The 14,624-nt window shown below is 62.5% G+C and carries 14 protein-coding genes; 3 read left to right on the top strand and 11 right to left on the bottom strand.

Translation table 11 applies throughout. The annotated features are described in order from the left end of the window. The first annotated feature begins 34 nt into the window (after positions 1–34). Positions 35–1,198 (top strand): pyridoxal phosphate-dependent aminotransferase, encoded by a 1,164-nt coding sequence (locus ACH2DG_RS05335; protein ID WP_395024649.1) that lies wholly within the window; start codon positions 35–37, stop codon positions 1,196–1,198. A 42-nt stretch (positions 1,199–1,240) separates the two neighbouring features. Here the strand turns inward: ACH2DG_RS05335 and ACH2DG_RS05330 are convergent, their stop codons facing one another. The 9 genes from ACH2DG_RS05330 to ACH2DG_RS05290 form a co-directional block, all read right to left on the bottom strand. Continuing rightward, complete coding sequence (locus ACH2DG_RS05330) at positions 1,241–1,627, bottom strand: DUF2306 domain-containing protein (protein WP_395024647.1); 387 nt, start codon at positions 1,625–1,627, stop codon at positions 1,241–1,243. A gap of 161 nt (positions 1,628–1,788) precedes the next feature. Continuing rightward, the gene (locus ACH2DG_RS05325) at positions 1,789–2,898 is read right to left on the bottom strand and encodes a porin (protein WP_395024646.1); all 1,110 of its coding nucleotides are present in this window, start codon (positions 2,896–2,898) and stop codon (positions 1,789–1,791) included. Positions 2,899–3,062: 164 nt separating this feature from the next. Beyond that, the gene (gene rng, locus ACH2DG_RS05320) at positions 3,063–4,550 is read right to left on the bottom strand and encodes a ribonuclease G (RefSeq protein WP_395024645.1); all 1,488 of its coding nucleotides are present in this window, start codon (positions 4,548–4,550) and stop codon (positions 3,063–3,065) included. Positions 4,551–4,559: 9 nt separating this feature from the next. Beyond that, the gene (locus tag ACH2DG_RS05315) at positions 4,560–5,171 is read right to left on the bottom strand and encodes a Maf family protein (protein WP_395024644.1); all 612 of its coding nucleotides are present in this window, start codon (positions 5,169–5,171) and stop codon (positions 4,560–4,562) included. Positions 5,172–5,343: 172 nt separating this feature from the next. Continuing rightward, positions 5,344–5,811: a 23S rRNA (pseudouridine(1915)-N(3))-methyltransferase RlmH gene (gene rlmH, locus ACH2DG_RS05310; protein WP_224149035.1), complete on the bottom strand. Its 468-nt coding sequence runs from the start codon at positions 5,809–5,811 to the stop codon at positions 5,344–5,346. Positions 5,812–5,964: 153 nt separating this feature from the next. Continuing rightward, positions 5,965–6,693, bottom strand: a complete 729-nt coding sequence (gene rsfS, locus ACH2DG_RS05305; RefSeq protein WP_395024643.1) for a ribosome silencing factor — start codon at positions 6,691–6,693, stop codon at positions 5,965–5,967. Between the two features lie 249 nt (positions 6,694–6,942). Further along, positions 6,943–7,890: an oxygen-dependent coproporphyrinogen oxidase gene (hemF, locus tag ACH2DG_RS05300; protein WP_395024642.1), complete on the bottom strand. Its 948-nt coding sequence runs from the start codon at positions 7,888–7,890 to the stop codon at positions 6,943–6,945. A 182-nt stretch (positions 7,891–8,072) separates the two neighbouring features. Next, on the bottom strand, positions 8,073–9,350 hold the full coding sequence (gene purD / locus ACH2DG_RS05295) for a phosphoribosylamine--glycine ligase (protein WP_395024641.1): 1,278 nt from the start codon (positions 9,348–9,350) through the stop codon (positions 8,073–8,075). Next, positions 9,347–10,066, bottom strand: a complete 720-nt coding sequence (locus tag ACH2DG_RS05290) for a YebC/PmpR family DNA-binding transcriptional regulator (RefSeq protein WP_395024640.1) — start codon at positions 10,064–10,066, stop codon at positions 9,347–9,349. Before ACH2DG_RS05290 ends, purD begins: the two co-directional genes overlap by 4 nt. Positions 10,067–10,142: 76 nt before the next feature. Between ACH2DG_RS05290 and ACH2DG_RS05285 the strand changes: the two genes are divergently transcribed. After that, entirely contained in the window at positions 10,143–11,666 is a 1,524-nt protein-coding gene (locus ACH2DG_RS05285; RefSeq protein ID WP_395024639.1) for a helicase HerA-like C-terminal domain-containing protein, read from the top strand. A gap of 87 nt (positions 11,667–11,753) precedes the next feature. Here the strand turns inward: ACH2DG_RS05285 and ACH2DG_RS05280 are convergent, their stop codons facing one another. Both ACH2DG_RS05280 and ACH2DG_RS05275 read right to left on the bottom strand, forming a co-directional pair. Next, positions 11,754–12,530: an amino acid ABC transporter permease gene (locus tag ACH2DG_RS05280; protein WP_224149042.1), complete on the bottom strand. Its 777-nt coding sequence runs from the start codon at positions 12,528–12,530 to the stop codon at positions 11,754–11,756. A gap of 137 nt (positions 12,531–12,667) precedes the next feature. Beyond that, complete coding sequence (locus tag ACH2DG_RS05275; protein WP_395024638.1) at positions 12,668–13,432, bottom strand: basic amino acid ABC transporter substrate-binding protein; 765 nt, start codon at positions 13,430–13,432, stop codon at positions 12,668–12,670. A 205-nt stretch (positions 13,433–13,637) separates the two neighbouring features. Between ACH2DG_RS05275 and ACH2DG_RS05270 the strand changes: the two genes are divergently transcribed. Beyond that, on the top strand, positions 13,638–14,618 hold the full coding sequence (locus tag ACH2DG_RS05270) for a threo-3-hydroxy-L-aspartate ammonia-lyase (RefSeq protein ID WP_395024637.1): 981 nt from the start codon (positions 13,638–13,640) through the stop codon (positions 14,616–14,618). Positions 14,619–14,624 lie beyond the last annotated feature (6 nt).

Below are 14,624 nucleotides of genomic sequence, written 5' to 3'. Positions count from 1 at the left end.
AATGGGCGCTGGTTACATAAAACACTGCCAACCCATGACTGCAACCGCCTCCACCCCCAGCTTCCCCAGCCGCCTGCCCCAGGTGGGCACCACCATTTTCACCGTCATGTCGGCACTGGCTGCCGAGCACAAGGCGGTCAACCTGGGCCAGGGTTTTCCGGATTTCGGCTGCGACCCGGCGCTGATCGAAGGCGTGACCCGGGCCATGCAGGCGGGCCACAACCAGTACCCACCAATGACCGGCGTGCCTGCGCTGCGCGAAGTGGTGTCGCAGAAAATCGAGACCCTTTATGGCAGGCGCTATGACGCCGCGAGCGAGATCACCGTTACCGCTGGCGCCACCCAGGCCATCCTGACCATCATCCTGAGCTGCGTGAGCCCAGGCGACGAAGTGATCGTGCTCGACCCCTGCTACGACAGCTATGTGCCCAACATCGAGCTGGCTGGTGGCGTGCCGGTGCGCCTGCCACTCACGCCCAAGACCTTCCGCCCCGATTTCGGCAAAATCGCTGCAGCCATCACGCCCAAAACCCGCTTGATGCTGATCAATACCCCGCACAACCCCAGCGGCACCACCTGGACGGCGCAGGAGATGCAGCAGCTCGAAGACCTGTTGGCTCCCACCAACATCCTGCTGCTGTCCGACGAGGTGTATGAACACATGGTGTACGACGGCGCGCGCCACGAAAGCGCATCGCGCTACCCCGCCCTGGCGGCGCGCACCTATATGGTCAGCAGCTTTGGCAAGACCTTTCACGTCACCGGCTGGAAGGTGGCTACCGTCGCCGCGCCTGCAGCGCTGACCACCGAATTCCGCAAGGTGCACCAGTTCAACGTGTTCACAGTCAATACGCCCATGCAGGTGGGCCTGGCCGATTACCTGAAAAACCCGGCCCCCTACCTCGGCCTGCCCGCGTTCTACCAGAAGAAGCGCGACCTCTTCCGAGCAGGTCTCGAAGGCTCGCGCCTGCAATTGCTGCCCTGCCCTGGCACCTACTTCCAGTGTGTCGACATTTCGGCCGTAACGGACGCCAGCGAAGCCGATTTCTGTCAGCAACTGGTCAAGGACCTGGGCGTTGCCGCCATCCCGCTGTCCGCTTTCTATGGCGATGGCTTCGACCAGCAGGTGGTGCGCTTTTGCTTTGCCAAGAAGGACGAGACACTGTCGGCAGCCCTGGAGCGGCTGCGCAAGCTGTAGGCGAGTCAACTGCTGCACCAGCCGCCCGAGGGATTGCTGTGGCTACCCGAACAGTACCTGGTGCAGGTAGCGCCCTGGCAACAGGGTGAACGCTCCCGCCGCCAGCAACGCGGCGCAGTAGAGGATTACCATGGTGCGCCGATGCTCACCGATGTTGCCTCGGCGCGCGGCCAGCCACGCGCGGGGCACCGCCCACAGGGTGAGCAGGCACAGAAGGTGAATCCAGCCAAAGTGCCCCCATAGCGCCGGGCCGATATGCGCAGGCATGCACAGCGCAACCAGGGCGGTTGCCATCATCAACACCATGTAGCCCCGTCCGCACGATCGGTGCAACGGTGTGCCCTTGGGCATCAGCATCTGCGCCGTGCCCAGCACGAACGCGGCGAGTACCGTGGCCATGTGCCAGTACATCAGCTGGTGATAGTTCATGCGTGGCCTTGGTGTTATCTTTTATAAGAAAAAAGCTGCTTGCGCTTTACTATAAAGCGCAAGCAGCTATCAAACCAGGAGTAACCTACCTCAGTCGCAATCACACCACGTTCTGGTGTCCGGGGCACATGCAGCACAGGACGGCACAGCGCCCCACCCCATCAGAACGAATGGCGGATACCGACCTGGTAGCCGGTGCCCGAGCCATTTCCGTCGGCCACCGCCAGACCATCGCCCACCGTATAGGCCTTGCCGCCGTCCTTGTTCTTGACGCGGGCCACATTGCCGTACAGCGCCGTGCGCTTAGACAGGTTGTGCACATAGCCCAGGGCGATATGGTTGGCGTCGTTGGCCACATTGGTCGCCTTGACAGCGCCGTAGCTCACGCGGAACTGACCGGCCGAGCCCACTGGCACATGCGCGCCCAGCGCCCAGACACGCGTCTTCTTGTCGTCGCCCGCCTTGTTCTCGCCCAGCAGCAGCATGGGCTTGACCACGCCGAAATCGTAACTTGCGCCAATGTTGGACTGCTTGAGGTCACCCAGCACGCTGTGCGTTGTCTTGGTCGTCGCCACAGCCAGGCTGAGCGGCCCACTCGCGTAACCTACACGGGCACCGACCACGCGGCCATCGTTGTTGGCCATGCTCTCGCTGAAGCCATACATCACGGTACCGAAGAAGCCGCCCATCTTGGGCATGTGGTAGGCAATGGAGTTGGACGCCCGCACGTGGGTCACGCCGCGCGCACCCGCTGGCGGGTAGAAAAGCGCCGCCGACGAGCCCACGCCGTTGGTGCCAAAGGCATGGTAGCCGCCACCCGACACCGCGAGGTTGCTGAAGCCTGGCACGAAATCGCGGCCCAGGCGCACTTCACCGAAATCGCCCGACAGGCTGACGGTGGAGCGGCGGCCAAAGGTCAAGCCCCCGCTCTGGTTCTTCATGTTGTCCACGCTGGTGGAGCCGCCTGCGCCCGTATCGGCCTCATATGCAGCCTCCAGCCAGAAGCTGGCCTTGAGGCCACCACCCAGGTCTTCCGTGCCGCGAAAGCCCAGGCGGCTGGAGGTATTGCCATCGGCGCCCAACTGATTGAGCGAGCCGCTGCCGCTGCTCGACAGGTGCGTGATGCCCGAGTCGATCACGCCAAACAGTTGCACCCGGGATTGCGCCTGCGCTGCGCCACCGGCGCACACCAGCGCCAGCCCAATGGCTGCAGCTGCCGCTTTGCGCCGCACATGCCGGGGCTGCGGCAGGGTCGATGGTTCAAGTGTCATAGTGCTGTCTCCTTCTATGGTTAATGAAAGCCAAGGGCATCATCGAAGGAGAAGCTGTCATTCAGCTGTCATGTGAGCTGTGAATCTTCAGGGAAAACTCGGGATTGCCAGCCGTTGCGCTTTGAACGAGACGCGCCACCCTGCGCAGCAGGGCGCACTCGCCATCACAGCAAAATGATGTCGTACTGGTCTGAGCCGTCGCGCCCTTCTGCCTGCAGCGAGATGGGCTTGCCGATGAAATCGGACAGGCCCGCAAGGTGCTGGCTCTCCTCGTCCAGCAGCATTTCGATGACAGGGGGCGCCGCCAGCACGCGGAATTCCTTGGGATTGAACTGCCGCGCCTCGCGCAGGATCTCGCGCAGGATGTCGTAGCACACCGTTCGCACGGTCTTGACCTCTCCCACGCCATGGCACACCGGGCATGGCATGCACAGCATATGCGCCAGCGATTCGCGCGTGCGCTTGCGCGTCATCTCCACCAGGCCCAACTGCGAGAACTCGCCGCACATGGTCTTGACCCTGTCGCGCTGCAACTGCTTGCGCAGCTCCTGCAGCACCTGCTTCTGATGGTCTTCATGCACCATGTCGATGAAATCGACAATGATGATGCCGCCCAGATTGCGCAAGCGCAGCTGGCGGGCAATGGCGTGCGCCGCCTCCAGGTTGGTCTTGAAGATGGTGTCGTCGAAATTGCGCGCGCCGACGTAACCGCCGGTGTTCACATCCACGGTGGTCAGCGCCTCGGTCTGGTCCACGATCAGGTAGCCGCCCGATTTCAGATCGACCCGACGGCCCAGCGCACGGGCGATCTCCTCGTCCACCGCGTACAGGTCGAAAATCGGCCGCTCGCCCTTGTACAGCTGCAGTTTGGGCACGGCAGCGGGCATGAATTCCTGCCCAAAGGTCTTGAGCAGCGCAAACTGCTCGCGCGAATCGATGCGGATCGACTGCGTGTTCTCCGTCACCATGTCGCGCAGCACGCGCTGCATCAGGTTCAGATCCTGGTGCAGCAAGGTCTTGGCCGGCAGTTTGGTGGAGGATTCCTTGATCCGCTTCCACACCTTGCGCAGGTAGGCAATGTCTTCGGCCAGCTCTTCGTCAGAGGAGTCTTCGCCGTTGGTGCGCAGGATGAATCCGCCGCCGCCACCCGTCTCGGGCGTGCCTACCAGCGCCTGCAGGCGTGCGCGCAACGCATCGCGCTCGTTCTGCGGAATCTTCTGCGACACGCCGATATGGTCGTCCTGTGGCAGAAACACCAGCAGGCGCCCCGCCACGCTGATCTGCGTGGACAGGCGTGCACCCTTGGTGCCGATCGGGTCCTTGATGACCTGCACCATGATCGACTGGCCTTCGAACACCTGCTTTTCAATCGGCACCTGCGGCTCGCCCTTGCGGGCAAACATCGGCGCCTCTCCGCCTTCCTGGCGCTGCCACACATCGGCCACATGCAGGAAGGCCGCGCGCTCCAGGCCGATGTCGATGAACGCGGACTGCATGCCGGGCAGCACGCGCGAGACCTTGCCCAGGTACACATTGCCGACCAGACCGCGCTCCAGCGTGCGCTCGTGGTGCAGCTCCTGCACGGCGCCGCCTTCAATGACGGCCACGCGGGTTTCCTGTGGCGACCAGTTGATCAGAATATCGTTTTGCATGGGGAGCCTTCAGAGAACGAGGCCGGCTGCGCGCAGCAGGTTGGCAGTTTCAAATACGGGCAAGCCCATGATTCCGGAGTAGCTGCCATTGATGTTGGCAATATACGCCGCCGCGTGGCCTTGCACGCCATAGGCGCCAGCCTTGCCCATGGGCTCGCCACTGGCGACATAGGCAGCAATCTGGGCATCGCTCATGTCTGCAAACCGCACCTGGGACACCGACAGCGTGGTCAGACGCTTGCGGCCCGTGTGCAGCGCCACAGCGGTGAGAACCCGGTGGGTCTTGCCGCTGAGGGCCTGCAGCATCTCGGTGGCCTCCTCGGCCGACCCGGGCTTGCCCAGAATACGCCGCCCCAGTGACACGGTGGTGTCAGAGCACAGCACGGGCGCGCCTTCCAGCCCTCGGCGTTCCAGCCGCGCCAAGGCCGCATCCAGCTTCAGGCCGGTGACGCGCTGCACATAATCGCTTGCCGATTCGCGGGGCAGCACGGCCTCCAGCGCCTCGGGGTCTGGCTCATGGTCTTCGCTGTTGGCCAGCAGCAAGGTATAGCGCACCCCGATCTGCTCGAGCAGTTGGCGGCGGCGCGGAGATTGCGAGGCCAGGTAGACAAAGGGTTCCATGGTGCGGGGTCCGTTTTTTCTAAAAAACAAGCGCTTGCGCCCATCCATCAAGCGCAAGCAGCTATTGTTTTTGCAGCATACCGCATCCCGAGGTGCGCTGGCAAGATGGGTTTGAAGAATACTGCGAATGCATCTCCCACCTGTCCGCAATCATTCGTGCCCGGCAGCCCTGTTATTCGCGGTGGTAGGGATGGCCTGCGTTCACCGACCAGGCCCGGTACAGCTGCTCGATCAGCAGCACACGCACCATGGCGTGCGGCAGGGTCAGGTCGGAGAGGCGAATGCGTTCGTGCGCCGCAGCCTTGAAGGCGGGCTCCAACCCGTCGGGGCCGCCAATGACCAGCGCCACGTCATCGCCTTCAAGCTGCCAGCTCTTGAGGCGTTCTGCCAGCGCCGTGGTGCGCAGGCTGGTGCCGCGCTCGTCCAGCACCACGATGCGGGTGCCACGAGGAATCGCCGCCTCGATGCGCTTGCGCTCGGCGGCGTACAGGGTCTCGACGGTCTTGGAGCCGCGCGGCTCGGTCTTGACCGCCTTGAGCTCCACCTTCAGCTCCGGCGGAAAACGCTTGGCATAGTCGTCGTATGCCGTCTGCGCCCAATCGGGCACATGCTGGCCGACCGCGACGATGAAAATTCTCATATCGAATGGCTCCAACGAAAAATGGCACCTCCACACAACTCCCGTGCATGTGGATGCAGCCTCTTCACGAGGCGTTTCATTCCGCGCGCCGCGGCAATGAAAAAAGAGCTGGCCTGCCCTGGCAGTACAGCTCTTTGGTCCAGCCCGTGCGGCTTACTTGGCCTTGGCAGGCGCGCGCTTGGCTGCGGGCTTCTTGGTGGCAGGCTTGGCAGTCGACTTGACTGCGGGCTTGGCGGTGGATTTCGCTGCAGGCTTGGGCTTGTTCACCACCACCTTCTTCACCGCTGCGGCAGGCTTTGCCGCCGTCTTGGTGGCGCGCTTGGCAGCCGGCTTGGCGGCAACCGTTCCGGTGATCTTCCGGACGGCAGGCTTTTTCACGGCCTTTTTGGCGGGCGCGGCGTCGTCGTCCACAGCAGCAGCGGATTTGCGTGCTGCTGGCTTTTTCTTGGCCGGCGCTGCTTCATCGGCATCCGCCTTGGGCTTGGCGGCCTTGGGCTTGGCGCCACCGAGCTTCAGACGCACAGGCATTTCGCCCCACATCTCTTCGAGGCGGTAATACTGGCGAATCATGGGCTGCATGATGTGGGCCACCACGGAGCCGCAGTCCACAATGATCCATTCGCCGTTGTCTTCGCCTTCGGTGCGTGGCTTGGGGAAACCCGCTTCCTTGACCGCATCCTTCACGCTGGAGGCCAGCGCCTTGGTCTGGCGGTTGGAGGTACCGGAGGCCACGATCACGCGCTCGAAGAGCGGCGACAGGTGCTCGGTGTTGAACACCTGGATATCCTGTGCTTTCACATCTTCCAGGCCATCAACGACGGCACGCTGGAGCAATTGCACAGATTTTTTCGCAGAGGATTCGGATTTTTTGGCGGTGGTCATCAGTCGTTGATGGATGAAGGTGGTTCTACTATAGCGCGTGTTGCAGTTATTGTTGATCGTGTCAACACGCAGTATCAAGGAATTTGGCGTAGCGCCAAATGTGCATGGTTCACGTTGCCAGGCGGTGCGCGCAGAGTGGACGCAAATCGGCAAGCGAAGGGATCGATTATACGAGAGTGGCTCGGGAGGCGCTTGAAAGACATCCCGATGGCACTCCACGGCCGCTGCATGGCAGTTTGCAACAGGGTTCTACAGCCAGTCCCTGCGTACCAGGAACTCGCGCAGCAACGCCGCCTCGGGCGTGCACTCCGGGTCCTGGCGCTGGTAGCTCCAGCTCGCCAGCGGCGGCATCGACAGCAATATGGATTCGGTGCGCCCGCCTGACTGCAGGCCAAAGTGGGTGCCGCGGTCCCACACCAGGTTGAACTCCACATAGCGGCCACGGCGGTAGAGCTGAAAATCCCGCTCACGCTCGCCATAGGCCGCATCCTTGCGCCGCTCCACGATGGGCAGATAGGCTTTCAGGAAAGCATCGCCCACCGATTGCAGCATGGCAAAGCCGCCTTCAAAGCCGAGCTCCGAGAAATCGTCGAAGAATATGCCGCCGATGCCGCGCTGCTCGTCACGGTGTTTCAGATAGAAGTACTCGTCGCACCATTTCTTGAAGCGCGTGTACAGATCGGGGCCATACGGCGCAACCGCATCGTGGCAGGTCTGGTGAAAGTGCACCGCGTCTTCCTCGAACGGATAGAACGGCGTCAGATCCATGCCACCGCCAAACCAGAACGCTGGCGGTTTGCCCGCGTGGCCCGCCGAAATCATGCGCACATTCATGTGGACCGTGGGCACCCAGGGGTTGCGGGGGTGGAATACCAGCGACACGCCCAGGGCCGAAAATGGAGCGCCTGCCAGCTCCGGCCGGTGCTGCGTGGCAGAGGGTGGGAGCTGCGGACCTCGAACCTGCGAGAAGCCAACGCCGGCACGCTCGAACACCGCGCCGCCTTCCATGATCCTGGTGATGCCCTGCCCTTGCAGCTTTTCGCCGGGCGCCTTCTCCCAGGCGTCTGACAGAAAGCGGGCACTGCTGCCGGCCTGAGCTTCCACGCGCTCCAGCGCCTGCGTGATCGAGGCCTGCAGACCTTGCAGGTAGCCCGAGACCGCCTGCACGTGGTCGCCATCGAGATTGATTTCAGCCATTGTGATCTGTCCAATACCTTGTCCATGGCGTTGCGCGCATACGGAGCGTGCTGCAACGCAGGCCCCGTATGCACGGGAGAGTTCTGTTGGAGCAATCTTCTCGCAGCAGCTCCGGTAACAGTTGCCCCTTTCTCCTGCACGCGGCAGCGGCAGAGGATGCAGCCATGCTGCGCAGGAGCGCTCTACTTCACCGCGCGATAGCCGATGTCACGCCGGTACTGCGCGCCGTCGAAATGCACCTGGCTGGCTACCGCATACACCCGTGTCTGCGCCTGCTTGACGTTGTCGGCCAATGCTGTGACGCACAGGACGCGGCCGCCGCTGGTGACAGGCTCGCCATCCTGGGTGGCGGTGCCCGCATGGAACACCATGGAGTCCTCCGCATCTTCTGGCAGGCCGGTGATCAGGTCGCCCTTGCGCGGGTCTTCCGGATAGCCGGCAGCAGCCATCACCACGCCCAGCGCGGTGCGGCGGTCCCACTGCAGGTCGATCTGGTCGAGCCGGCCTTCGGTGGCAGCTTGCATCACGTCCACGAGATCGCTCTTGAGGCGCATCATGATCGGCTGCGTCTCCGGGTCTCCCATGCGGCAGTTGAATTCCAGCGTCTTGGGATGCCCGGCCTTGTCGATCATCAGGCCCGCGTACAGGAAGCCGGTATAGGGAATACCGTCCTTTTCCATGCCACGGATGGTCGGCAGGATGATCTCGCGCATGGCGCGGGCGTGCACATCGGCCGTCACCACGGGCGCGGGCGAATATGCGCCCATGCCGCCGGTGTTCGGGCCCTGGTCGCCGTCCTTCAGGCGCTTGTGGTCCTGGCTGGTGGCCATGGCAGCCACGTTCTTGCCGTCGCACAGCACGATGAAGCTGGCCTCTTCGCCGTCCAGAAACTCTTCGATCACCACACGGGCGCCGCCGTCGTTGTGGCTGACACCGTACTTGTTGTCCACCAGCATGAAGTCCACGGCATCGTGGGCCTCCTGCGCCGTGGTGGCCACCACCACGCCCTTGCCCGCCGCCAGACCGTCGGCCTTGACCACGATGGGTGCGCCGAGCTTGTCGATGTAGGCGTGCGCCTTGACGGGGTCGCTGAACGTTTCGTACTGTGCTGTGGGGATGCCATGGCGTGCCATGAAATCCTTCGAGAACGCCTTGGAGCTTTCGAGCTGCGCAGCAGCCTTGGTCGGCCCGAAGATCTTGAGGCCATGGGCGCGGAACTCATCGACCACACCGGCAGCCAGGGGCGCCTCCGGACCCACCACGGTCAGCAGCACATGGTTTTGCTGCGCCCATTCGCGCAGTTGCACCACATCGGTAATGGGCAGGTTCTCCAGACACTTGTCGCGCTCGGTACCTGCGTTGCCGGGGGCAACATAGACTTTGGTGACCTTGGGCGATTGCGCCAACTTCCAGGCCATTGCGTGTTCACGGCCGCCGCCACCAATCACAAGAACCTTCATAGCGCAGCGTTGTGGTAAACCTCTTGAACATCGTCCAGATCTTCCAGCACATCCAGGAGCTTTTGCATCCTGGCAGCGCTGTCCTCATCCAGATCGATCGTGTTTTCGGGACGCATCGTCACCTCTGCAACCTCGGGCTTGAAGCCGGCTGCCTCCAGGGCGTTGCGCACCGTTTCGAAATCCGCTGGGGGCGTCAGTACCTCGACGGCGCCCTCCTCGTCGGTGATCACGTCGTCGGCGCCCGCTTCGAGCGCCACTTCCATGATCTTCTCCTCGTCAGCGCCAGGTGCAAAAATCAGCTGGCCGACGTTTTTGAACTGAAAGGCCACCGAGCCTTCGGTGCCCATGTTGCCGCCGTGCTTGCTGAATGCATGGCGCACATCGGCCACGGTGCGAACGCGATTGTCGGTCATCGTGTCGACAATGACAGCGGCGCCTCCGATACCATAGCCTTCGTAACGGATTTCCTCGTAGGTCACCCCTTCGAGATTGCCGGTGGCCTTGTCGATGTTGCGCTTGATGTTGTCGGCCGGCATGTTGGCGGCCTTGGCCTTGTCCACGGCCAGTCGCAGGCGCGGGTTGGCGGTCAGATCACCACCGCCCTGCCGAGCGGCCACCATGATCTCACGGATGATGCGGGTCCAGATCTTGCCGCGCTTTTCGTCCTGCCGGCCCTTGCGGTGTTGAATATTGGCCCATTTGCTGTGTCCTGCCACAGAATTTCCTTTGCTATCGTTTAATCTAGCTAGACTGCGATTTTACTTTTGACTTTGACGCTTTTGAGGAAAACCTATGGCTGAACCCCTATTGGTTGCCAAACATGGATCGGTTGAATGCTTTTTGCTGCCGGGTTTTGCCAATCGGCACGGCCTGATCACCGGCGCAACCGGCACCGGCAAGACTGTAACCCTTCAGACATTAGCCGAGGGTTTCTCTCGCATTGGCGTGCCGGTCTTCATGGCCGACATCAAGGGCGATCTGACCGGCATCAGCCAGACCGGCAAGGTGGGCGAAAAAATGGCCGCCACGCTCAAGGAGCGCGGCATCGACGCGCCTGAACCCATGGCTTGTCCTACCACGCTATGGGATGTCTTTGGCGAGCAAGGCCACCCCGTGCGCGCCACGGTCTCCGACATGGGCCCGCTACTGCTGGGCCGCATGCTGGACCTGAACGACACGCAGATGGGCGTACTCAACCTGGTCTTCAAGATTGCAGACGACAACGGCCTACTGCTGCTCGATCTGAAAGACCTGCGCACCATGCTCACCTACGTGGGCGACAACGCCAAGCAGTTCACCACCGAGTACGGCAACGTCAGCTCGGCCAGCATCGGCGCCATCCAGCGCGGCCTGCTGCAAGTCGATCAGCAAGGCGGCGACAAGTTCTTTGGCGAGCCCATGCTCAATATCGACGACATGATGCAGACTGTGGGCAACAAGGGGGTGGTCAATATCCTCGCGGCCGACAAGCTGATGCAGTCGCCACGCCTGTATTCCACCTTCCTGCTGTGGATGCTGTCGGACCTGTACGAAAAGCTGCCCGAAATCGGCGATCCGGAAAAGCCCAAGCTGGTGTTCTTCTTCGACGAGGCCCACCTGCTCTTCAACGAAGCGCCCAAGGTGCTGCTCGAACGCATCGAGCTGGTGGTGCGCCTGGTGCGCTCCAAGGGCGTTGGTGTGTACTTTGCCACGCAGAACCCGCTGGACATTCCAGACAGCGTTCTTGCGCAGCTGGGCAACCGCGTGCAGCATGCGCTGCGGGCCTTCACGCCCCGCGATCAGAAGGCGGTGAAGGCCACGGCCACCACGATGCGCGCCAACCCGTCCATCGACATGGAAGCTGCCATCACCGAACTGGCCGTGGGCGAGGCGCTCGTGAGCTTTCTCGATGAAAAAGGCCGCCCCAGCGTGACCGAGCGCGCATTCATCGTGCCGCCCGGCAGCCAGTTGGGCCCCATCACGCCCGAGCAGCGCAAGGCCCTGCTGCAGGGCTCGCTAGTGGCTGGCGTGTACGACACGGCCGTGGACCGCGAGTCCGCCTACGAAATCCTCAAGGCCCGCGCTGGGGAAACCACCGCAGCCGAAGGCGGCAAGGCGACGGCCGGCTCGGGCGGTGCAGCAACCGCCAATGCAGGTGACAGCGGCCTGATGGGCAGCCTCAACGACATTCTGTTTGGCACCACCGGCCCGCGCGGCGGCAAAAAGGACGGCATCGTGCAGACCATGGCCAAATCCACCGCCCGCTCGCTGGGCACCAAGCTGGGCAACCAGATTCTGCGCGGCGTGCTGGGCAGTATCATGGGTGGCAAGAAGTAGCGCGCTCATCCCCAAGAAAACAAAGCCGGCTGGTTGCCGGCTTTGTTGTTTGCAGAGTGCGCAAGGATGACAGCGCTGTGAGCACCTTCAGGTTCTGTCGCTGCGTGCCAGGTGGTCTTCCAGCTTGCGCAGCCCCACGGTCAGCAGGAAGGTCATCAGCCAGTACGCCAGTGCCACGGCCAGGTACGGCTCCCAGTAGCGTCCATAGGCGCCTGCCACCGTGCGGGCTGCATAGGCCATCTCCGCCAGGCCGATGGCCGAGACCAGCGACGTGTCCTTGAGCAGGGAAATCATGTTGTTGCCCAGTGGCGGCAGCATGCGCCGGAAAGCCTGCGGAATCACCACATAGCGCATCATCTGCCCATGCGTCATGCCCAGCGACAGGCCCGCCATCTTCTGGCCCGCCGAGATCGACTGGATACCGGCGCGGAACACCTCCGAGATGTAAGCCGATGAGTTCAGCGTCAGCGCCACCACGCCCGAGATGAGCGCGCCATGGTCCTGCTTCAGGGTGCGCGCCAGGTCACCGCTGATCAACCAGCCGTTCACCGGATGGATGAACAGCGGCATCACGGCAAAGTGCATCAAAAGAATCTGCACGAAAAGCGGCGTGCCGCGAAAGAAGCTCACATACACGGTGGACGGCCAGCGCAACAGGTATTTGCACACTGCCTTCCAGGGCTGGTGGCGGGCATCGGCCAGGCGCGCGAGCGCCAGCATGAGGCCAAACGCGCACCCCATCAGGATGCACGCAATCGTCATGCCGACCGTGACTGCGGCACCTTGCCAGAACAGCTGCTTGTATTCCACCAGGATATCGGGGCGGAACCAGCCGAACCATTCGACGGGTGTATTGTTATCCATACATTATTCTTTCCAGCAAAAAGACGGCCTGGTGGCCGTCCTGCGTGCAGTAATAGCTATCAATATTATAGTTTTACATGGCAGGCCTCAGGGCCACTGGCTTGCGCCCCGCGCAGCCTGCCGACACACATCCCGTTTTATTGCGCCTTGTAGTCCTGGTTGAACCACTTCTTGTAGATCACGTTGTAGCTGCCATCGGCGCGGATGGCGGCCAGGCCCGCGTTGATCTTGTCCTGCAGGGCCTTGTCGCCCTTGCGCACGACGATACCGAAATGCTCCTTGGGGAAGCTGGCGTCATCGACGGTCTTGAGCGCAGGGTATTGCGACACGCGGTAGGCAATCACGCCGTTGTCGCCAATGGCGGCATCCACGCCGCCGCTGGCCAGCTCGGAGATGATCAGCGGCGTGCTCTCGAAACGGCGGATGTTGGTGCTGGTCTTGCCGACTTCGCGGCTCATCACGTCGTCACCGGTCGAGCCGCTGACCACGGACACCTTCTTGTCCTTCAGATCCTTGAGCGATGCGACCTTGCTGTCCTTGGGCACGGCGATCAGCTGGCGTGCATCGAAGTATGGCTCCGAGAAATCAAAGCTCTGCTTGCGCTTTTCATTGATCGTCACGCCCGAGATCACGAAATCCACATCGCCATTGTTGAGCGAAGCAAAGATGCTGGTGAACGGCGTATTGACGATGCGCAGCTTCATGCCTTGCTGCTTGGCAATGGCGTTGACGATGTCGATGTCGAAGCCGACGATCTGCTTGTCCTTGTTCTCAAACGCAAAAGGCGCATAGGTTGCGCTCGAGGCCACGACCAGTTCACGGCCCTGCGCCTGCACGCCCGATGCAGTCAACGCCGAGACAGCCAATGCGCCCGCTACCAGCGCAAACTTCTTGTTCCACATATGCAAACCCTTTGCAGCAAAAACCAGTACAAACGCTGGATTATACGTAAGCACATGTTCGCAATCGCCGCGCAGGCGCTCGCCTGCGGTACCGATTTTCAATACAGCAACACTCTGCGATGGCCCGCGTTGCCGGCTTGCGGCACCGGGCCGCCCCTGGTTTTCCTCTAATATGGCAAAACCTTCCCATTCACCCGCCAGACCGATGAACGCATCCATCTCGCCGACCACCCTGCCCACCTTCGCCGATGTGCAAGCCGCATCGGAGCGGCTCAAAGGCGTCGCCCACCGCACGCCAGTGCTGCATTCGACCACGCTCAACAAGCTGACAGGCGCCGAGTTCTTCTTCAAATGCGAGAACCTCCAGCGCATGGGCGCGTTCAAGTTCCGTGGTGGCTACAACGCGCTCGCACAGTTCAGCCCCGAGCAGGCCAGGCGCGGTGCGCTGGCGTTCTCGTCAGGCAACCATGCGCAGGCGATTGCGCTGTCAGCCCGCATCCTGGGCATGCCTGCCGTGATCGTGATGCCGCAGGACGCGCCAGCGGCCAAGCTGGCGGCCACACGCGGCTACGGGGCTGAGGTCGTCACCTACGACCGGTTCACCGAAGACCGCGAAGCCATCAGCACCCGCATTGCGCAGGAGCGCGGCATGACGCTGGTGCCGCCTTACAACCACCGCGACGTGATTGCCGGCCAGGGAACGGCCGCGCTGGAGCTGCTGCAGGATGTACCCGATCTTGACTACCTCTTCACGCCGCTGGGCGGTGGCGGCCTGCTGTCGGGAACCCTGCTGTCGGCCAAGGCCATGGCGCCTGCCTGCAAGGTTTATGGCGTGGAGCCCGAAGCGGGCAATGACGCGCAGCAGTCGCTGCGCAAGGGCGAGATTGTGAAGATTGCCACGCCCAAGACGCTGGCTGACGGCGCGCAGACGCAGGCGCTGGGCGATCTCACCTTCGCCATCATCCGTCGCGATGTGACCGACATTCTGACCGCCAGCGATGCGCAGCTGGTTGAGAGCATGCGTTTCTATGCGGAACGCATGAAGATCGTGGTCGAACCCACCGGCGCGCTCTCGCTCGCAGGCGCCCGCCATGGCGGCCTGGACCTGAAGGGCAAGCGCGTGGGCGTCCTCATCAGCGGCGGCAACGTCGATCTGGCCAGCTACGGGCAGTTGCTCGCCAGCTGAAGGGAG

Origin of the sequence: Comamonas odontotermitis (genome assembly GCF_040396735.1) — a bacterium.
GTDB classification, from domain to species: Bacteria; Pseudomonadota; Gammaproteobacteria; order Burkholderiales; family Burkholderiaceae_C; genus Comamonas; species Comamonas odontotermitis_C.
This window is presented reverse-complemented; position numbering and strand designations above follow the sequence as displayed.